Origin of the sequence: Salmonella sp. NW722 (assembly GCF_051702785.1) — a bacterium.
GTDB lineage: Bacteria > Pseudomonadota > Gammaproteobacteria > Enterobacterales > Enterobacteriaceae > Salmonella > Salmonella enterica.
The window spans coordinates 16,252-35,964 of sequence record NZ_JAMMIN010000009.1 but is presented as its reverse complement, the minus strand read 5'-3'; the positions used below and the strand labels follow the sequence as shown (position 1 = coordinate 35,964).

Below are 19,713 nucleotides of genomic sequence, written 5' to 3'. Positions count from 1 at the left end.
CTCGTCTTCTAAGCTTTGGTGTGCGCAAGGGGGGAAACGGCCGTCATTATAAAGAATCTGACGCGCCGACGAAACCGTTTGCGTAGAAATAAAATCACCGCTTTTTCTTGTCATACGGTGCGGCTATCGTTGCGAATAAGTTGCCAACTGGCGCATTGTTACGCAAAATGCCGCTCATTAATGACTTATCTATTGCAGCAAAACATCTTTTTCAGCCCGAGGCAACGCACGATCCAGAGAATTAACTAATTGAAAAAATTAAAGATTAATTATCTGTTCATCGGCATATTGACGCTGCTGCTGGCAGCAGCCCTTTGGCCCTCAATCCCCTGGTTCGGTAAAACCGAAAACCATATCGCCGCGATTCAAGCCCGGGGGGTACTGCGCGTCAGTACGATCGACTCGCCATTAACCTATTCCGTTATCAACGGTAAAAAATATGGTCTGGACTATGAACTGGCGCAGCAGTTCGCCAACTATCTCGGCGTGAAGCTGAAAGTGACGGTGCGCCAGAATATCAGCCAGTTGTTTGACGATCTGGATAACGGCAATGCCGACCTGCTCGCGGCTGGGCTGGTCTACGACAGCGCACGCGTTAAAAACTATCAGCCCGGCCCCATGTATTATTCAGTTTCGCAACAGCTCGTCTACCGGGTCGGACAATATCGCCCACGTTCGCTGGCGACCGTTAACGAGAATCAGCTTACCATTGCGCCAGGGCACGTCGTGGTCAATGATTTACAGCGTTTAAAAGAGACAAAGTTTCCCGATCTGAGCTGGAAAGTGGATGATAAAAAAGGCTCGACGACGCTGCTGGAAGAGGTCATCAGCGGCAAACTGGATTACACCATTGCCGATTCAGTGGCGATCAGTCTGTTTCAGCGCGTCCATCCCGAACTGGCCGTGGCGCTGGACGTCACGGATGAACAGCCCGTGACCTGGTTTAGCCGACTGGACGACGATAATACGCTCTCCGCCGCGCTGCTCGATTTTTTCAATTCGATCAATGAAGACGGGTCGTTGGCGCGGATCGAAGAGAAATATCTGGGGCATGGCGATGATTTCGACTACGTTGATACCCGCTCTTTCCTGCGAGCGGTGGATAACGTCCTGCCGGAGCTGGAGCCGTTATTTAAAAAATATGCCAAAGAGATAGACTGGCGCCTGCTGGCGGCGATTTCTTATCAGGAATCACACTGGGATCCGCTGGCGACCTCGCCAACCGGCGTGCGCGGCCTGATGATGCTGACTAAAAATACCGCCCAAAGTCTGGGGCTGACCGACCGTACCGATGCGGAGCAAAGCATCAGCGGCGGCGCTCGCTATCTTGAAGATATGATGGCTAAAGTTCCCGAAACCGTTCCGGAAGACGAGCGTATCTGGTTTGCCTTAGCCGCCTACAATATGGGGTATGCGCACATGCTCGATGCCAGATCGCTGACGGTAAAAACCAAAGGCAATCCGGATAGCTGGACCGATGTGAAGCAGCGTTTGCCGCTATTAAGCCAAAAACCGTATTACAGTAAGCTAACCTACGGTTACGCGCGTGGACATGAGGCTTATGCTTATGTGGAAAATATCCGTAAATACCAGATAAGTTTGGTGGGGTATTTGCAGGAAAAAGAAAAGCAGGAAGCGGAAGCCATGAAACTGGCGCAGGATTACCCGGCGGTGTCGCCGGAGGAGCTGAATAAAGCGCCCTTCCCCCTCCTGTCGTTTTTATCGCAGTCATCAGGCTACCTGACGCATTCGCCGTCTTTACTGTTTACGCCGCAGAAGAAAGAAGAAAAATAGCGCGATGGTCTTATCGGATGGCGACGCGTAACCTCTTATCCGGCATTGCGCTATACTGTCGGCCCCGCGCCTTGCGCACGGTCGGCTTTCTTCAGGGCTTTAATTTCCTGACGACGCATACGGAAAAAATCACTGAGCAGCGTCGCACATTCATCGCGCAGCACCCCTTCAATAATGTCGACCCGGTGATTCATTCCCGGATGGTGCAGCACATCAATTAGCGATCCGGCCGCGCCGGTTTTTGCATCGCGCGCGCCAAAGACAACGCGTCCAATGCGGCTATGCACCATAGCGCCTGCGCACATCACACAGGGTTCCAGCGTGACATACAGCGTGGTATCCAGTAACCGATAATTCTGCAATACCAGACCGCCCTGACGCAGCGCCATTATTTCAGCATGCGCAGTAGGATCGTGGCGGCCAATGGGTCGGTTCCAGCCTTCGCCAATGACGCGATGGTTATGCACCAATACCGCGCCAACCGGAACCTCGCGTTCGTCCCAGGCGCGTTTCGCCAGCGTCAGCGCGTGGCGCATCCAGTATTCGTGATCTAATTCGACATCAGACAAAGAGGTAACTCCGGTAATGAAAGCGGGCGGCATTATACACAGACGCTATGCGTTTCACTATTCGAGCTGCTGCAACTCGCCGTGCGGCGTCACCCGCCAGCGATGCTGGCAAAAATAAAGCAGCGGGTTATCCTGTTTGCTGTCGCTGTAGCCGCTATAAAGACGCAGCGGCGTACCGATTTTACGTTCCAGTTGCGCGACTTTTTCATGGCCCAGACAGCGCACGGTTAATACCCAGCCGCCATACCGTCGCGCCATCTGGCTGGCGATGAGGTTAACGCGCGGCAGCCACGGCGTATCAAAATAGACTTGCTCTACCAATGATTGCGGAGAACCGGTAATAAGCCAGATATCCGCGTCAGAGCTCAATAGATAGGTGGTCAGACGCTCCTGTACAACCGGAAACGCCGTGACGTTAGCGCGAAACCAACGGACAAAATCCGCCTGATGCGCCTGCAAACGCGTTTCGCTATGGCCAAAAGTACAGCCCCACAATAACAGACTCATCGGCCAGCGGGCCGCACGCCCTTTTACCAGTAAACCGATACCGATAATGGGCAACAGCGGCAGTACGAGCAGCGCATTTAGCGGCTGACGGCACAGCAAATAACGCAGAAAACTGCCGAACATATCCTGTTGATGTAACGTTCCATCCAAATCAAAAAAGACGACACGACGCTCGTGGCTGACCAAACCTTACTCCTCTGGATCATTGAACCCCAGCAGCCAGGTAAAAATAAACCCGGCAATTACCGCTATTAAATAGCCTAACAGATAGAACAGGACTTTTCCGGCAACAATTGTTAATGCCAGCGGCAAACCGGAAATACCAAAGGTAATTACCGTCGCCACTTTCCAGTAGCTGATCAACGCCCCGCCTACCGCGCCGCCGAGGCAAGCGCCAATAAATGGCTTACCCAATGGCAGCGTGACGCCAAAAATCAGCGGCTCGCCAATCCCCAGCAGTCCGACCGGAAGCGCGCCTTTAATCACCTTTTTGAGCCGCGCATTGCGGGTTTTCATCAGTACGGCAATGGCCGCGCCTATCTGACCAACGCCCGCCATCGCCAGGATGGGAAACAGCGCGTTATAGCCGTGCGCTTGCACCAGCTCCACATGAATAGGCACCAGCCCCTGATGCAGCCCGGTCAGTACCAACGGCAGGAAAGTTCCGGCTAACACCGCGCCCACCAGAAAACCGCCGCGATCGATAGCCCAGGACGCGCCGTGAGCGATAGCGTCTGAAATCCAGCCGCCAAGCGGTTGCAGAGCGACAATCGCTACCGCGCCGGTGATAACAGTCGTCAATAAAGGGTTAAGAATTAACTCCAGCGACCCCGGCAGCAGCTTACGGAACTGGCGCTCAATCCAGCACATTAACGCTACCACCAGCAGGACGGCGATCACGCCGCCCCGTCCCGGCTGAAGCGCCTCGCCAAAGAGCGTAATCTGCGCCAGTTGCGGGCTGGAAAGGATCCCCGCCATCACGCCGCCTAACGCCTGCGATCCGCCAAAGACTTTCGCGGTATTGACGCCAACCAGAATGTTCATGATAGCGAACACCGCGCTACCAAATATCCCCATCAGGCCCAGCAGGTTAGGATAGTGGACGGCAACATCGCCGACGATATCCGGACGTTTAAGAATGTTGATAATGCCGGTAATCAAGCCGGATGCGATAAAGGCGGGGATAAGCGGTATAAAAACATTCGCCAGCTTACGCAACGCATCGCTCATCGGCGCTTTATACTTCGCTTTCGCCTCGGATTTGGTACGCGCCATAGCATCGTCCGGCTTTACACCACCTGCGGCAATCTGCACGCGCATCGCATCAACCACCTGCGCAGCCTTCCCCGGCCCAACGATCAGCTGATGTTGCTCCCCTTGCTTTACGTATCCACTGACGCCAGGCAACGCTTTTAAGCGCGGAATATCCAGTTGGCTGTCGTCCTGTACCTCCACCCTGACTCGCGTCATACAGTTTTCCAGGCGCAGAATATTTTGCTCTCCGCCGATACCACGTAAAATGTCGCTGGCGAGCGCTGCCGTCTTATCCATACACACCTCTTTAGTGTTCTAACGCCGCCCTTAAAAAGCCCTGATGAGCAGCGAGTTTTTCCCTGGCGGCTGCAGCATCCAGCCCCGTAAGCGCCATCAAAATGGCGGGCTTAACCTCAAAATCGGTCTGTTTCAGCAACGTTTCCGCCTCTTCACGACCTATCCCGGTCGCTTCAACGACCATCCGACACGCGCGATCGACCAGTTTGACGTTGGTGGCTTTCATATCCACCATCAGGTTCTGATAGACCTTACCGAACCTCACCATCGCGCCGGTAGAAATCATATTGAGCACCATTTTCTGCGCGGTGCCGGATTTCAGCCGCGTAGAGCCGGTAAGCGCTTCCGGCCCGACAACGGGCGAAATGGCGATATTAGCCTCCCGCGCAATAGGCGAATCTGGATTACAGGAGACGGCAACAGTGGTACAACCGGACTGTCGCGCATAGCGCAGACCGCCAATCACATAGGGTGTACGACCCGACGCCGCGAGCCCCACAACCAGATCCTGTTCTTGCAGATTTAGTGCGACAAGATCGTCTTCGCCTGCCTGTTGGCTGTCTTCCGCGCCTTCGACCGCTTTCAGCAACGCGCCCGGCCCGCCGGCAATCAGCCCGACGACCAGACCGTGCGGAACGCCAAACGTCGGGGGGCATTCTGAGGCATCCAGTACGCCAAGCCGACCACTAGTGCCTGCGCCCATATAGATGATACGTCCGCCAGACTTCAGCGCCGCCGCAGCGGCATCCACCGCACGCGCAACGTCAGGCAGAGTGGCTTTTACTGCTTCCGCTACCAGCGTATCCTGTTCATTAAAACGCTTAACTAATTCAGGAGTAGGCAACGCATCCAGATCCATCGTTTGCGGGTTACGGGTTTCAGACACTAAGGTACCAAGATTCATTTTTGTCCCTCTGGAATTTTTAATTCATAATAAGCGTCCATGATGGAATAGAATATTCCCCCAGGCGAGTGAAATTTCGTTTTGTCGTCGCCATCACGTTTCGCAGGAGCTGCTCATGAACTGTTTGATTCGTATTCGCCAGCGTTATCCGGATCTCGCGCAAAGCGACAGGAAACTGGCGGATTATCTGCTCGCGCAACCGGATACGGCGCGGCATCTGAGCTCGCAGCAACTGGCGGCCGAAGCGGGCGTCAGCCAATCCAGCGTAGTCAAGTTCGCGCAAAAACTGGGGTTTAAAGGGTTTCCTGCATTGAAACTGGCTATCAGCGAAGCGTTGGCCAGCAATCCTAATCCGCATTCCGTTCCCGTTCATAACCAGATTCGCGGCGACGATCCGATGCGCCTGGTCGGGGAAAAATTAATTAAAGAGAATGTGGCGGCGATGCACGCCACGCTGGACGTTAACAGTGAAGAAAAACTGTTAGAAAGCGTCACGATGCTGCGCCACGCCCGCCGTATTGTGATCACCGGGATTGGCGCCTCTGGGCTGGTGGCGCAAAATTTTGCCTGGAAGCTACTGAAGATTGGCATTAACGCGGTGGTTGAGCGCGATATGCACGCCCTGCTGGCGACGGTGCAGGCGCTGGCACCGGAGGATCTGCTGCTGGCGATCTCTTATTCCGGGGAGCGGCGCGAGCTGAACCTGGCGGCGGACGAAACATTACGCGCAGGCGCGAAAATCCTGGCCATTACCGGTTTTTCTCCCAACGCCTTGCAGCAGCGCGCCACCCGCTGTCTGTATACGATTGCTGAAGAGCAAGCGACGCGTAGCGCCGCTATCTCCTCGACACATGCGCAAATGATGTTGACCGACTTACTGTTTATGGCGCTGGTACAACAGGATTTAGAGCGGGCGCCGGAGCGTATTCGCCATAGCGAGGCGCTGGTAAAAAAACTGGTTTGAAAATGGCTCTTCCGCCTCATGCAGAAGAGCTATCAAGTTTATTGCGCTTCTTTAGCGTGAATCAATTGCGTCAGGAGTTTGTTAACCGGTACGGCAATATTGTTCTGAGCGCCGATTCGCGCAATCGCACCATTTAAATAGTCGATTTCGGTCAGTCGGCCTTTATGTAAATCCTGATGCATAGAAGGATAGTGGTGGCCGCTCTCACGCGGATCGAACACTTTCTTCACCGTATTCATCACCATTTGCTCAGTCAACGGAATATTCTGGCTGGCAGCAACCAATACAAACTCATCAACTACCGCTTGCGCTAAATCTAAAGCACCAGGCCGCTGACCAAATCCGCCGACATTACAATCCAGTAGCGCGCAATAGGTGTTCATTACGCTATTAAAGGCTGCTTTCTTCCAGATCGATAATAATACGTCAGGGCTTATTTCAGCATTCAATCCCGCGCTATTAAGAGTGGCAATGACCTTAGCCTCTTGAGCCGAATCCTGGCTGGCAATCGGCTGCAGTTCAATCGTTCCGGTACCGGTGGCCATAATATGCCCAGCCCCCTCCAGTTCGCTGGACCATAACGTCACACCCGCATAGATTTTCTGCCGATCGACATATTTCTCCAGCGTTTCGATATTTCCCAGACCGTTAGATAAAATCATCACCACTTTCGCGGCTGGCAATAATGGCTTGATACGCTGTAACATGCTATCCAGCTGCATGGCTTTGGTAAACAGAATAACCAGCTCAAACTCCCCCTGGGATTCATCAGCCAACATAGCAGGGATGGGGTAATACTTCTGAGTCGTTTCCGTTTCGACAAACAACCCCTTGCTACGAATAGCGTCGACATGCTCCTGCCAGCCATCAATAAGCGTCACGTCGTGCCCGGCCTCCAGCAGCATATAGCCAAAACGACATCCCATAGCGCCTGCACCTGCGATTGCAATTTTCATTTTTATTTCCTTATTATCTGATTAATGAATTTTGGCTAAAACCGTTGCGACATATTTTTTCGTTATCAGGGTCAACACGACTCCAATAAGCAATAGCACCGTTGTCAAAATAAATACTGTATTGTAGCTTCCGGTATATTTTGCAATAGCGGACGTTACATAAGGAGCAATAACCGCACCGACGGCAAAACCAAAATACATAAAGCCGTAGTTTAGCCCCTGGTTACGCATACCAAAATTCTGGCTGGTCAAGCCAGGGAAGATAACTAATATACCGGCATAAGCAAAGCCCACGCCCAGAGCGCTGAAATAAAATACCGAAGTATTGCCATTGAAGAAAAATAACAGCAGCATACACAAGCAAGTAAAGAGGTAAACAATAACCAGCGTATTATAGCCGCCTAATTTATCGGTCAACCCTCCCCAGAACAGGCGACCGATCGAGTTAAATATCGAGACCAGGCTAACGACTAATGCACCGGACAGTAAACCGTACTGCGTCATACCAATTTGCGCAGAACTTGAGCTAATTACCATCCCAGAGAACACGCCCAGCGCCAGAATCATAAACAGCAGCCAGAAGCGCAGATCTTTCAGCATGTGCCGATAGTCTTTATCCAGAGGCGACGCTTTAATTCCTCCACTATCTTTTGCTGGCGCGCTACGAATAAAGAACTGGACGATAAAAATAACCACCAGATAAACAATACCCAGATATAACAACGCCCGACTAACATCGTGAGTTTGCGCCATAAAATATTCGGCCAGGCGGGTGCAAAGTAGCGTCCCGACGCCAACACCCGCCAGTACGATACCGCTGGCAAGACCGCGACGGTCAGGGAAAAATTTCAGAATATTATTAAGATTACCCGTAAAAGCCAGGCCCGATCCCAACCCGGCAATGACGCCGTAGGTTAAAAACAGCATGGGCAAATTATCCACAAACCCGGACAAGATAAAACCTAAAGAAAACAGGATACCACCGATAACTATCGCCTGCTTTCCTTTACCATTGTCGATCATTCTCCCGCCCCAAATCATCGGTAAAGGAATGATCCCCATGTTGATAGAGAATGCTAACGCCAGCGTAGCCGGATCCCAGTGATATTGCGCCATGAGTGGTGTTTTGAAATAGCTAAATGCGTAGACGCCCCCGAGCACAAAATTGATGCACACGTGAGCGGCAAGCATTCCCCAGCGGTTGATTGATGCCGACATAATTTTCCCTTTTTAAAATGTACTGATCACAGTTTAAAAAAAGCAAAATAGGCAAACAATTTGGTATTTTTTATAATCGTTATAACAAAACCCAATCGATTGGCATTAAATTTTAATGAATATCAAACAACTACACTCCTTCCTGATATTGTGTGATGAATTACATTATGGTCGGGCAGCCAGTCGCCTGTTTATCACTCAGCCATCATTAAGTCAGCAAATCAAACAACTTGAGTCATCACTTAAAACAATATTATTTAAGCGAAAAGGTAGAGGAATTAAATTAACAAAAGCAGGCATTATTTTGCAACGACACGCTAACAAAATAATGCTGGATTTAAAAAATGCCGAAAATGAACTTCTTCCCTATCAGGATCAACAGCGCGATACTATTTCAATCGGGGTGTCAGGCAGCTACCTGGTCCTGCCCGCTTTTCGCAACTTTATGGCGCACCATCCGGAAATATCTTTAAATGTTAAAGAGTTCTCAACTGAGCAAACCATTAAAAAGCTGACGGATAGCGCCGTTGATATTGGCATTGTTTATCGAACAGCGCTCCCTGCCCAGCTAAGCTCGACCATGCTGTTTGAAGATGAAATTATCGCTGCAATCCCACTTTCTCATCCTCTGGCGACACGCGAACGTCTGCATTTAAAAGATTTAAACGACCAGCCCATTATCGTGCTTAATGACTCTCTGCTATTAAGAGGGATCATCACCACAGAATTTAATAACCGCAAAGTCGTTCCTAACGTCATCTGCGAACTGGATAACCACTACTCATGCCTTGAGTATGCCGAAGCGCAGATTGGCATCGCATTTATTACCCGCTCGCTAACCCATTTATCGACACCCAAAAATGTTCGCCTGGTTTCACTGGGCATCCCCGCATTCTTTATTCCTGTCATGCTGGTGCACAGTAATGACCTTTCACTGGATAACGCAACCATCTGCCTGCTCAAGCAGATCAAAAATTTTTACACTGTAGATAACAAATCAGCGCCAGAAAAGAGCTGGCCCGAGCAGAAAATAGGCGTATAATGCCCGCCCGATTTGTGTTGTTTCTGAGAATTTCCTGATGGCGCTGTTAATCACCAAAAAATGTATCAATTGCGATATGTGCGAGCCGGAGTGCCCGAATGAGGCGATTTCAATGGGCGACAGCATTTATGAGATTAACAGCGACAAATGCACCGAGTGTGTAGGCCATTACGAAACGCCGACCTGTCAGAAAGTCTGTCCGATCCCCAATACGATTTTGCAGGATCCCGCCCATGTCGAAACCGAAGAACAGTTGTGGGATAAGTTTGTTCTGATGCATCACGCAGATAAACTGTAAGCGGGTTAACGCACTTCCAACGCAACAATGCCTGATGGCGCTATGCTTATCAGGCCGACAATATATCGGCCTGTAGGTCAGGTAACGTGTTTACGCCGCCATCCGGCAAATCTAACTTTCCAGAATGACCGTAGCGCAGGCGTAATGGCGTTCATCGGCCAACGTGACATGCATGTGCGCCACACCGAGTTTTTCCGCCAGCGTTAACGCCTCGCCCCACAGCCGCAAACGTGGTTTTCCCAGCTCATCGTTAAACACTTCGAACTGATTAAACGCCAGACCGTTGCGGATGCCGGTGCCAAAAGCTTTCGCTGCCGCCTCTTTGACCGCAAAACGCTTGGCGAGAAAACGCACCGGCTGCTGATGCGTCTCCCAGATAGCCCACTCGTTGTCACTGAGCACACGCCTTGCCAGACGTTCGCCGGAACGGGAGATCACTGCCTCAATGCGGGCAATCTCTACAATATCCGTTCCCAGGCCGAGAATCGCCATTAGCCGCGCGCTTCCAGCATCAAACGTTTCATTTCAGCCACCGCCTCTTTCAGCCCCGTCATCACCGCCCGACCAATAATGGCATGACCGATATTGAGCTCGTGCATTTCCGGAAGTGCGGCAATAGCTTTGACGTTATGGTAGGTCAGGCCATGACCCGCATTTACTTTTAGCCCCAGACGGGCCGCCAGGGTCGCGGCGCTGGCAATACGCGCCAGCTCTTTTGCCTGTTCCGCATCGGTTTCTGCGTTGGCATAGCAGCCGGTATGGATTTCGATAAACGGCGCGCCGACTTCCGCCGCCGCGTTGATTTGCCTTTCATCGGCATCGATAAAGAGCGAAACCTGGATGCCAGCCGCCGCCAGGCGCGCACAGGCATCACGCATTTTATCGCGCTGTCCGGCCACATCCAGGCCGCCTTCGGTGGTGACTTCCTGGCGTTTTTCCGGCACCAGACAACAGAAATGCGGCCTGGTTTCTACGGCGATCGCCAGCATCTCTTCGGTCACCGCCATCTCCAGATTCATACGCGTATGCAGCGTCTGACGCAGAATGCGCACATCGCGATCGGTAATGTGGCGACGATCTTCGCGCAGGTGTACGGTAATGCCGTCCGCGCCTGCCTGTTCAGCAATAAACGCCGCCTGTACCGGATCCGGATAGTCGGTGCCGCGCGCATTACGTAACGTGGCAATGTGGTCAATATTGACGCCTAACAGTAATTCAGCCATGACAATCCTCGTTAATCTTTCTTCGTTTTTACTGTGCGTTTGGGCATAAATTGCCGGAACAGCTCCCGGCTTTTTAACGGTTTTCCCCCAAGATACGGCTTTAATGCCATACGGGTAAAGCGTTTAGCGGCACGCAGGGTATCTACATCCGGAAATTCCCGCGCCTCCAGCGCTTTCAGGTGCCGTCCGGTAAAGGTGTTGTTATCGATGACGACGCTGGCGAAAAAGCCTTTTTCTTCGCGGTAACGGTAGGTCATGGTGTCATCCACCCGTTCGCCGCTGCCTGCACAGTGGGTGAAATTGACGCCATACCCCAGATGACCCAGCAACGCCAGTTCGAAACGTCGCAACGCCGGTTCAGGCGAGCCGGTGGTTCCCGCCAGCGCCTGAATACAGTTCAGATAATCAAAAAAGAGTTCGGAGAAGCGCGTTTCATATTCCAGTACGCGAGAGAGGAGTTCGTTGATGTACAGGCCGCTATAGAGCGTAATACCGCTTAACGGCAGCGCCAGAGAAACTGCCTCGGCGCTGCGCAGGGTTTTCACCTCGCCGCGTCCGCTGTAGCGTAGCAATAACGGCGTAAAAGGCTGTAACGCGCCTTTCAGATTGGAACGTTTAGATCGCGCGCCTTTGGCGACAAGGCGCACGCGCCCCGATTCTTCCGTGAAGACGTCCAGCATCAGGCTGGTTTCGCTCCAGGGGCGACTGTGCAGGACAAATGCGCGCTGCCACCCTTCCACGCTGTGTTAACTCACAGATCGTCTACGTAACCGAGACTGCGCAGAGCGCGTTCGTCATCGGCCCAGCCGGATTTCACTTTCACCCACAGTTCCAGGTGTACCGGCGCTTCAAACATCTCCTGCATGTCTTTACGCGCTTCAATACCAATGGTTTTGATTTTGGCGCCTTTGTTGCCAATCACCATCTTCTTCTGCCCTTCGCGCTCGACGAGGATCAGCCCGTTGATATCATAGCCGCCGCGTTCGTTGGTAACAAAACGTTCAATCTCAACGGTAACGGAATACGGCAGCTCGGCGCCGAGAAAGCGCATCAGCTTTTCACGAATGATTTCAGACGCCATAAAGCGCTGAGAGCGATCGGTGATGTAATCTTCCGGGAAGTGGTGAATAGCTTCCGGTAAATGTTTACGCACGATACCGGCAATGGTATCGACGTTCATACCCGTTTCAGCAGAGATCGGTACGATATCAAGAAAGTTCATCTGGCTTGCCAGGAACTGGAGGTGCGGCAGCAAATCGGCTTTTTCTTGCACGTTATCCACCTTGTTAACGGCGAGAATAACCGGCGCTTTGCCATCGCGCAGTTTGTTCAGGACCATTTCGTCGTCCGGCGTCCAACGGGTGCCTTCCACAACGAAAATCACCAGCTCAACGTCGCCAATCGAACTGCTCGCCGCCTTATTCATCAAACGGTTAATGGCGCGCTTTTCTTCCATATGCAGTCCCGGGGTATCGACATAAATTGCCTGATACGGGCCTTCGGTATGAATACCGACAATGCGGTGGCGCGTGGTCTGCGCTTTACGGGAAGTGATCGAAATCTTCTGCCCAAGCAGTTTGTTCAGCAAGGTGGATTTGCCAACGTTCGGACGTCCAACGATGGCAATAAATCCGCAGTAAGTTTTGTCGGTGCTCATTCCAACTCCAGTTTTTTCAGCGCCTGTTCGGCGGCAGCCTGCTCCGCCTTACGACGGCTGGAACCCGTGCCAACCACCGGTTCGCTCAGGCCGCTGACCTGGCAGTGGATAGTAAATTCCTGATCGTGCGCCTCGCCGCGCACCTGCACAACCAGGTAAGATGGCAGCGGCAGATGGCGACCCTGCAAATACTCCTGCAAGCGCGTTTTAGGATCTTTTTGTTTATCGCCCGGACTTATCTCATCCAGACGGGTTTTATACCAGTTAAGGATCAACTGCTCGACGGTCTGGATATTGCTATCGAGAAATACTCCGCCGATTAACGCTTCAACGGTGTCCGCCAAAATGGACTCCCGACGAAATCCGCCGCTTTTTAATTCGCCCGGCCCTAAACGCAGGCACTCGCCTAAATCAAACTCACGGGCTAATTCCGCCAGCGTATTACCACGTACCAACGTGGCGCGCATACGGCTCATATCTCCCTCATCCACCCGTGGGAAACGGTGATAAAGCGCGTTAGCGATAACGAAGCTCAGGATTGAATCGCCTAAAAACTCCAGGCGTTCGTTATGTTTACTGCTGGCGCTGCGGTGAGTTAATGCCTGCTGCAACAGCTCCTGATGATTAAAAGTGTAGCCCAGCTTCCGTTGAAGCCGATTAATTACGATGGGGTTCATGCGATACCAATAAATGAATGCGTCAACAATCCAGCACACGAAACAGACCTGATACACGTCATCTGTCCTGCCGCATCGCTGCAGCGGAAAGAAGGTTGTCTATAACCAACGCTGTTTCGTGTGCCGTGGCGACCAAACGGCGCCAACCTAAAACTTCGGGGGAATATTCTATACACAACGACAGGGGATGTCGTTAGTCTGAGGGAATTTATCCAGGAAATAATTCACGCTGCCGCTAAAAAGACGGCAGCGTGAACGATCATTTCGTCACAGTTAGTGAATACCGCCGATACGACTCAGGCGTACGCCTGTCGGCCACTCCCCTTCCTGCTTGTCAAAGCTCATCCAGATAGCGACCGCTTTACCGACCAGATTCGCTTCCGGAACAAATCCCCAGTAACGGCTATCCGCACTGTTATCGCGGTTGTCGCCCATCATGAAATATTGCCCCGGCGGTACAACCCAGGTCGCCAGCGGTTGTCCTGGCTGTTGGTAATACATGCCCAACTGATCCTGGGCTATCGGCACCATCAGGATGCGGTGCGTCACATCGCCCAACGTCTCTTTACGTTCGGTCAGGCGAATGCCGTTTTCTTTCGTCTCGTTTAGCGGAACCTCAAAGAAACCGCTGGTCGCTTCTCCGCCGTTACGGCGGGCAAAGGTCTGTACAAAATCGCTCGGCTCAACGTTAGAGTAGGTAACCGGTAGCGCATTTTCGCACGCCTGACCGGAGCTACAGCCAGGCTGAATCGTCACCTCTTTTGCAACCGGATCATAAGTGATTTTATCGCCCGGCAAACCGACTGCGCGTTTGATGTAATCTAACTTAGGATCTTCCGGATATTTAAATACCACAATATCCCCGCGCTTTGGATGACCGGTTTCAATCAGGGTTTTCTGGTAGATCGGATCTTTAATGCCGTAGGCAAATTTTTCCACCAGAATAAAATCGCCGATAAGCAGTGTCGGCATCATTGAGCCTGACGGGATCTGAAAGGGTTCATAAAGAAATGAACGAACGATCAGAACGATCGCCAGAACCGGGAAAACCGACGCCCCGGTCTCCAGCCAGCCCGGCTTAGGCGCCACTTTATTGAGCGTAGCGTTATCCAGCGCATCTCCCGACGCCGTTTGCGCGGCAGCCTGGCGCGCCCGACGTTTTGGCGCGAAAACAAACTTATCAACGCACCATAAAATGCCCGTCACCAGTGTGGCTATCACCAGAATCAGGGCAAACATGTTCGCCATGCCAACTCCTTAGGGATTATTTATTGTCTTTACCGACATGCAGAATGGCGAGGAACGCTTCCTGAGGCAGCTCGACGTTACCGATCTGCTTCATGCGTTTCTTACCTTCTTTCTGTTTCTGCAGCAGTTTTTTCTTACGACTGATATCGCCGCCGTAGCACTTCGCCAGCACGTTTTTACGTAACTGTTTTACCGTCGAACGGGCAATAATATGCGTACCAATCGCCGCCTGAATCGCGATATCAAACTGCTGGCGTGGAATCAAATCTTTCATTTTCTCCACCAGCTCGCGACCACGGCTTTGCGAGTTATCACGGTGCGTGATCAGCGCCAGCGCATCGACACGCTCGTTGTTGATTAACACATCAACACGCACCATATCGGAAGCCTGGAAGCGCTTGAAGTTATAATCCAGAGACGCATAGCCGCGCGACGTTGATTTCAGACGGTCAAAGAAGTCGAGCACCACTTCCGCCATCGGGATTTCATAGGTCAACGCGACCTGGTTACCGTGATACACCATGTTAGTTTGTACGCCGCGTTTCTCAATACACAGCGTAATAACGTTACCTAAATAGGCTTGTGGTAACAGCATATGACATTCGGCGATAGGCTCGCGCAGTTCATAAATGTTATTCAACGGCGGCAGCTTGGAGGGGCTATCAACATAGATAGTCTCTTTCGCCGTTGTTTCTACTTCATACACCACGGTCGGCGCAGTGGTGATCAGATCCAGATCGTATTCGCGTTCCAGACGCTCCTGAATGATCTCCATGTGCAACAGGCCGAGGAAACCGCAGCGGAAACCAAAGCCCAGCGCCGAGGAGCTTTCCGGTTCATAAAACAGTGAGGCATCGTTCAGGCTCAGCTTGCCGAGCGCGTCGCGGAAACTTTCATAATCGTCGGAGCTGACCGGGAACAGACCTGCATAGACCTGCGGTTTCACCTTCTTAAAGCCCGGCAACGCTTTTTCCGCTGGGTTACGCGCTGAGGTTAAGGTATCGCCAACCGGCGCGCCGAGGATATCTTTAATGGCGCAGACCAGCCAGCCTACTTCGCCGCACTTCAGCTCGGTACGATCAACCTGTTTCGGCGTGAAAATCCCCAGGCGGTCAGCGTTGTAGGTCTGCCCGGTGCTCATCACTTTAATTTTGTCGCCTTTACGCATGGTGCCGTTTTTAATACGCACCAGCGATACCACGCCCAGGTAGTTATCGAACCAGGAGTCAATAATCAGCGCCTGCAGCGGGCCGTCCGGATCGCCTTGCGGCGGCGGGATATCGCGCACCAGGCGTTCCAGAACATCCGTCACGCCGACACCCGTTTTGGCGGAGCAGCGTACCGCGTCCGTCGCATCGATACCGACAATGTCTTCGATTTCTTCCGCCACACGCTCCGGATCGGCGGCCGGCAGGTCAATCTTGTTAAGCACCGGCACCACTTCAAGATCCATTTCCATCGCGGTGTAGCAGTTCGCCAACGTTTGCGCTTCTACGCCCTGGCCGGCATCCACCACCAGCAGCGCGCCCTCGCAGGCGGCTAACGAACGGGAAACTTCATAGGAAAAGTCAACGTGTCCCGGCGTGTCGATAAAGTTCAGTTGATAAGTTTCACCATCAGACGCTTTAAAATCCAGCGTCACACTCTGGGCTTTAATAGTAATACCGCGCTCACGCTCAAGATCCATCGAATCAAGTACCTGAGCTTCCATTTCACGGTCAGACAGGCCACCGCAGATTTGGATAATACGGTCAGACAGCGTCGATTTACCGTGGTCAATGTGAGCAATGATCGAAAAGTTACGTATGTTCTTCATAGAGATAAATTATTATGCCTTACGCCTGGTTGACCAGACTTTAGAGGTCGCTGTTCTGAGCTTAACGTCTGTTTTAACTGAAACGCCGCATTCTACACTACAACGCTAAGGCGAGGAAATGTTCATAGTGTAAGGAGAGCGGGAACTGGAAAACGCCTCGCTTTTTTCCTGTAAAACACCGCAACGCAGGAAAAGCGCATGCTTATCGGGACAACAACCCAACGCGGCAGGTGTACCGTTGGGCAAAACGTTTACTGGCGCGTTTCGATTGAGGTAGTTTCGACGCGAACAAGGTCCGGCGGGAGGGCAACGTTTAAAATCACCGGCTGCCAGGCGTCGCGCTCCGCCAGTTTTCGGGAATAACCGCGGGCAACCAGAAAACCGCCCACGCCGCCCAGCACGGCCCCGCTTAATGCGGCAAAGTCAGATCCAAACAGCATCTGAAAAAGCGCCGCACAAAGAAATAGCCCTGCTAAAGGCGACATATAGACCAGCAACGCCGAACCTAAAAGGCTTTTTTCGGCGATGCCCAACTCGACTTTCTGCCCCGGCGCCAGCGGCTCCGCGCTTGGCACAACAATGGTATGCGTGGTTTGCGGCCCTAATTTATTCAGCACGCGACTGCCGCATCCCGCACGGGAGGCGCAGCTGCTGCATGACGCTTTAACGTCGCAGCTCACCACCGCCTGACCATTCTGCCAGGAGATAACGGTTGCCCACTCTTTAATCATTGTACTGCCCTGAATTTGATACTGTCGGCAATGCGCTTCGCCGTTTGCGGCGGAAGCTCGCCGACAATGGTGATTTCCGCGTTGTCGCGAACGCTGCTATAAACCGTTCGGCGCCCGGTGCGCAGCATCTGATCGCTGCTGTTTTGCGTCGCCCGGTTCACATTGACGGAAAAGCTAAACAGACCGTCAGAATAAAGCCGCGATTCGATAGGCAGGTTATCCATCGTCGGCAACGGACGACGGCTGCTGGAAACTTCGCTAAAGCCTTGCGGCACCCAGGATGGACTCCAGTTAAATTTCGTTTTTTCGCCACCGGGAACAGAAAGCAGCGGCGGCAGATTCGCCTTCGCCAGCGCCTGCATGTTGCTGCCGATATCCTGACTCACCGTGAACGCAATAACGCGGAACTGCTCCAGCGTCTCGCCATCGCGATCCAGCAGATCAACACGCATCGGCAGTTTGGTGTCCATGTCCATCCAGACGATATAGCTGTAACGCGTACCATCGCGCGCCACAACGCGGATAACTTCGCACAATCTGTCTGCGATACGGGTGCGACCGACGGAAATAAAGTCGTAGTAAGGCGCCAGGCGCTTAAAGTCGGTGTAAATCAGGGAAGGCAGAGAATCGACAATATAATCACCGTTCAGGGTGAACGGCTCAAGGCCCGGTTCAAAATAACTGATTTCATTACCACGCTGTACGACCTCCCGGCGGGGACCGTCCAACTGTAGCAATTGCGCAAGCGGGCGACCATCCAGGCGTGCGTGTCGATAACGTAGAGATTCAACGCCTTGTTTCGTGATGCTGACGAATGACAGCTCGTAATTCAGTGACTGACTGGCGATGTTCATCTGCTGCAATAACGCCCCGGACGCAGGGTCGGCCGAGGCGTTTGCTGAGAAGAACAGGCTAGCCGCCACAAGGGACATGGCAAACCAAAGTTGCTTCATTACTGCGATTGCGTTCCTAAAGTTTGGATTCCTGGCACCTGTACCGCGGCTTGCTGGGTTTGCGCCTGCTCAAACTGAAGCTGTTCGGAGTGCAGTCGGCGCTGCAGTTCATAGTCCTGCAACATGGCATTAATGCGACGACGCTGCTCCTGTACCTGCTGTTGCTGACTGCCGACAGGCGCTGCTTCAGAAGGCACTCCCAGACTTACCGGGCTGGCTTTCCCCATCATAGGCAGGGTATTGAAAACCGGCGTTTCAGGTTGTTGGGATGTTTCAGATTGCCCATTATAGTGCTGGACACCGACGATAACTGCAAGTGAAACGCACGCCGCCACGCCCATTTGGGTAAGCTGCGCCGCCCACGGACGCACTTTTTTCCAGAACGGCATTTTCTGCCATTGCTGCGGAGCGGGTTGGGCCTCAGGGATTAATGGCGACACCTGACGTACTGGCTCGTTTTCAATAGCGGCCATCACGCGAGCGGATATATCGAAATGGAGAACGTCAGGCGTATCCCCCCGCATTGAATCGCGGATCAGGTGATAACTCTCCCAGGTTTTCTGCATTTCCGGGTCGTGCGTAAGCGCTTTGAGCAGCTCACTATCCAACGTTTCGCCATCCATCAAAGCGGAAAGTTTTTCTTTCTGCATGCCTAATACCTTTTCCAGTATCCCGCTATCGTCAACGCCTGATAAGCGGTTGAACTTTATTATCAATAGCTTCCCGCGCCCGGAAGATACGTGAACGCACCGTCCCCACCGGACAATCCATGATAGCCGCTATCTCTTCATAGCTCAGGCCATCCAGCTCCCGTAAGGTGATTGCCATACGTAAATCTTCCGGGAGGGACTCAATAGTTCGGAAAACTATCTGTCTCAGTTCTTCTGACAACATTAAGTTCTCAGGGTTCGAAATTTCTTTCAGCGCGCCGCCGCTTTCAAAGTTTTCTGCTTCAATCGCGTCTACATCACTGGAAGGCGGACGACGCCCCTGCGCAACCAGGTAGTTCTTCGCGGTATTGACCGCAATACGATACAACCAGGTATAAAAAGCGCTATCCCCCCGGAAAGAATCCAGCGCGCGATAGGCCTTAATAAATGATTCCTGTACGACATCGGGAACGTCGCCCGATGGCACATAGCGGGAAACCAGACTCGCCACTTTATGCTGGTAGCGCACTACCAGTAAGTTAAAGGCTTTCTGATCTCCCTTCTGGACCCGTTCAACCAGGACCTGGTCCGTTAACTGCTCGCTCATCCGAGGTAATGTCTCCCCAAACCAAATTTCCACGCGCTTTCGAAACGCCACTCCATAAGCCGCACTATGAGCAAGCAACAGGTTAGAGTGTCTATGTTTCGTAAAGTTCCGTTACGCATTTGTTTTTGTTTGTCATGTTGTAGACAGGTCTTATCTTCCATTATAAGTCTACAGATGCTGAACAACGCACTATCTGTACAGAAATGCCCATTTCGTCGTTTGCAGAGTAACCTAACAGCATCTTTATTTCACTACAAAATCCGACGCTAACACCCTGCCCTATAAAATATTTTTTGCCGTTTATCTCTCGCCGTATTTTTATTTTATGTTTAATAAGCACAACACCAG

The 19,713-nt window shown here is 52.3% G+C and carries 23 protein-coding genes; 5 read left to right on the top strand and 18 right to left on the bottom strand.

Features of this window, described 5'->3' with window-relative positions:
* The first annotated feature begins 15 nt into the window (after nucleotides 1-15).
* Both NA330_RS19665 and mltF read left to right on the top strand, forming a co-directional pair.
* Nucleotides 16-249 carry a hypothetical protein gene (locus NA330_RS19665; protein WP_001747289.1) on the top strand — a complete coding sequence of 78 codons (234 nt, stop codon included), beginning with the start codon at nucleotides 16-18 and terminating at the stop codon, nucleotides 247-249.
* Nucleotides 250-1,794, top strand: a complete 1,545-nt coding sequence (gene mltF, locus NA330_RS19660; protein ID WP_000734249.1) for a membrane-bound lytic murein transglycosylase MltF — start codon at nucleotides 250-252, stop codon at nucleotides 1,792-1,794.
* A gap of 50 nt (nucleotides 1,795-1,844) precedes the next feature.
* Here the strand turns inward: mltF and tadA are convergent, their stop codons facing one another.
* From tadA to murQ, 4 genes are read right to left on the bottom strand one after another with little or no spacing between them, the layout of a single operon-like run.
* Entirely contained in the window at nucleotides 1,845-2,396 is a 552-nt protein-coding gene (gene tadA, locus NA330_RS19655; protein WP_001134565.1) for a tRNA adenosine(34) deaminase TadA, read from the bottom strand.
* A gap of 24 nt (nucleotides 2,397-2,420) precedes the next feature.
* A complete protein-coding gene (gene yfhb / locus NA330_RS19650) occupies nucleotides 2,421-3,056 on the bottom strand; it encodes a phosphatidylglycerophosphatase C (RefSeq protein ID WP_000253554.1) in 636 nt (211 codons plus the stop codon).
* A 3-nt stretch (nucleotides 3,057-3,059) separates the two neighbouring features.
* Nucleotides 3,060-4,421 carry a PTS transporter subunit EIIC gene (locus tag NA330_RS19645; RefSeq protein ID WP_000361660.1) on the bottom strand — a complete coding sequence of 454 codons (1,362 nt, stop codon included), beginning with the start codon at nucleotides 4,419-4,421 and terminating at the stop codon, nucleotides 3,060-3,062.
* 10 nt (nucleotides 4,422-4,431) lie between these two features.
* A complete protein-coding gene (gene murQ / locus NA330_RS19640) occupies nucleotides 4,432-5,325 on the bottom strand; it encodes an N-acetylmuramic acid 6-phosphate etherase (RefSeq protein ID WP_023241594.1) in 894 nt (297 codons plus the stop codon).
* A gap of 115 nt (nucleotides 5,326-5,440) precedes the next feature.
* On the opposite strand from murQ, the gene NA330_RS19635 reads away from it, so the two are divergent.
* Entirely contained in the window at nucleotides 5,441-6,289 is an 849-nt protein-coding gene (locus NA330_RS19635) for a MurR/RpiR family transcriptional regulator (RefSeq protein ID WP_000995694.1), read from the top strand.
* A 38-nt stretch (nucleotides 6,290-6,327) separates the two neighbouring features.
* On the opposite strand, the gene NA330_RS19630 is transcribed toward NA330_RS19635, so the two are convergent.
* Both NA330_RS19630 and NA330_RS19625 read right to left on the bottom strand, forming a co-directional pair.
* Complete coding sequence (locus NA330_RS19630) at nucleotides 6,328-7,245, bottom strand: oxidoreductase (protein ID WP_000684022.1); 918 nt, start codon at nucleotides 7,243-7,245, stop codon at nucleotides 6,328-6,330.
* 21 nt (nucleotides 7,246-7,266) lie between these two features.
* Nucleotides 7,267-8,463, bottom strand: coding sequence for an L-lactate MFS transporter (locus tag NA330_RS19625; RefSeq protein WP_001276364.1), 1,197 nt, complete (start codon nucleotides 8,461-8,463; stop codon nucleotides 7,267-7,269).
* A 115-nt stretch (nucleotides 8,464-8,578) separates the two neighbouring features.
* On the opposite strand from NA330_RS19625, the gene NA330_RS19620 reads away from it, so the two are divergent.
* Nucleotides 8,579-9,505: a LysR family transcriptional regulator gene (locus NA330_RS19620; protein ID WP_001022463.1), complete on the top strand. Its 927-nt coding sequence runs from the start codon at nucleotides 8,579-8,581 to the stop codon at nucleotides 9,503-9,505.
* Nucleotides 9,506-9,542: 37 nt separating this feature from the next.
* Nucleotides 9,543-9,803 carry a YfhL family 4Fe-4S dicluster ferredoxin gene (locus NA330_RS19615; protein WP_001196291.1) on the top strand — a complete coding sequence of 87 codons (261 nt, stop codon included), beginning with the start codon at nucleotides 9,543-9,545 and terminating at the stop codon, nucleotides 9,801-9,803.
* A gap of 111 nt (nucleotides 9,804-9,914) precedes the next feature.
* On the opposite strand, the gene acpS is transcribed toward NA330_RS19615, so the two are convergent.
* From acpS to rseD, 12 genes are all read right to left on the bottom strand, one after another.
* Nucleotides 9,915-10,295, bottom strand: coding sequence for a holo-ACP synthase (gene acpS, locus NA330_RS19610; protein ID WP_000986043.1), 381 nt, complete (start codon nucleotides 10,293-10,295; stop codon nucleotides 9,915-9,917).
* Nucleotides 10,295-11,026, bottom strand: coding sequence for a pyridoxine 5'-phosphate synthase (gene pdxJ, locus NA330_RS19605; RefSeq protein ID WP_000818969.1), 732 nt, complete (start codon nucleotides 11,024-11,026; stop codon nucleotides 10,295-10,297). The genes acpS and pdxJ overlap by 1 nt, the downstream gene beginning before the upstream one ends.
* An 11-nt stretch (nucleotides 11,027-11,037) precedes the next feature.
* A complete protein-coding gene (recO, locus tag NA330_RS19600; protein ID WP_000399380.1) occupies nucleotides 11,038-11,766 on the bottom strand; it encodes a DNA repair protein RecO in 729 nt (242 codons plus the stop codon).
* An 11-nt stretch (nucleotides 11,767-11,777) separates the two neighbouring features.
* Complete coding sequence (gene era / locus NA330_RS19595) at nucleotides 11,778-12,683, bottom strand: GTPase Era (RefSeq protein WP_000102230.1); 906 nt, start codon at nucleotides 12,681-12,683, stop codon at nucleotides 11,778-11,780.
* A complete protein-coding gene (rnc, locus tag NA330_RS19590; protein WP_001068341.1) occupies nucleotides 12,680-13,360 on the bottom strand; it encodes a ribonuclease III in 681 nt (226 codons plus the stop codon). Before rnc ends, era begins: the two co-directional genes overlap by 4 nt.
* 273 nt (nucleotides 13,361-13,633) lie before the next feature.
* Nucleotides 13,634-14,608, bottom strand: a complete 975-nt coding sequence (gene lepB / locus NA330_RS19585; RefSeq protein WP_000002559.1) for a signal peptidase I — start codon at nucleotides 14,606-14,608, stop codon at nucleotides 13,634-13,636.
* A 16-nt stretch (nucleotides 14,609-14,624) separates the two neighbouring features.
* Complete coding sequence (lepA, locus tag NA330_RS19580; protein WP_000790154.1) at nucleotides 14,625-16,424, bottom strand: translation elongation factor 4; 1,800 nt, start codon at nucleotides 16,422-16,424, stop codon at nucleotides 14,625-14,627.
* A 251-nt stretch (nucleotides 16,425-16,675) separates the two neighbouring features.
* Nucleotides 16,676-17,155, bottom strand: coding sequence for a SoxR-reducing system protein RseC (gene rseC / locus NA330_RS19575; RefSeq protein ID WP_023241595.1), 480 nt, complete (start codon nucleotides 17,153-17,155; stop codon nucleotides 16,676-16,678).
* The gene (rseB, locus tag NA330_RS19570; protein WP_000812017.1) at nucleotides 17,152-18,108 is read right to left on the bottom strand and encodes a sigma-E factor regulatory protein RseB; all 957 of its coding nucleotides are present in this window, start codon (nucleotides 18,106-18,108) and stop codon (nucleotides 17,152-17,154) included. The genes rseC and rseB overlap by 4 nt, the downstream gene beginning before the upstream one ends.
* The gene (gene rseA / locus NA330_RS19565; RefSeq protein ID WP_001168374.1) at nucleotides 18,108-18,758 is read right to left on the bottom strand and encodes an anti-sigma-E factor RseA; all 651 of its coding nucleotides are present in this window, start codon (nucleotides 18,756-18,758) and stop codon (nucleotides 18,108-18,110) included. The genes rseB and rseA overlap by 1 nt, the downstream gene beginning before the upstream one ends.
* 31 nt (nucleotides 18,759-18,789) lie before the next feature.
* Nucleotides 18,790-19,365, bottom strand: a complete 576-nt coding sequence (rpoE, locus tag NA330_RS19560; RefSeq protein WP_000003307.1) for an RNA polymerase sigma factor RpoE — start codon at nucleotides 19,363-19,365, stop codon at nucleotides 18,790-18,792.
* The gene (gene rseD / locus NA330_RS19555) at nucleotides 19,362-19,526 is read right to left on the bottom strand and encodes a rpoE leader peptide RseD (protein ID WP_014344135.1); all 165 of its coding nucleotides are present in this window, start codon (nucleotides 19,524-19,526) and stop codon (nucleotides 19,362-19,364) included. The genes rpoE and rseD overlap by 4 nt, the downstream gene beginning before the upstream one ends.
* Nucleotides 19,527-19,713 lie beyond the last annotated feature (187 nt).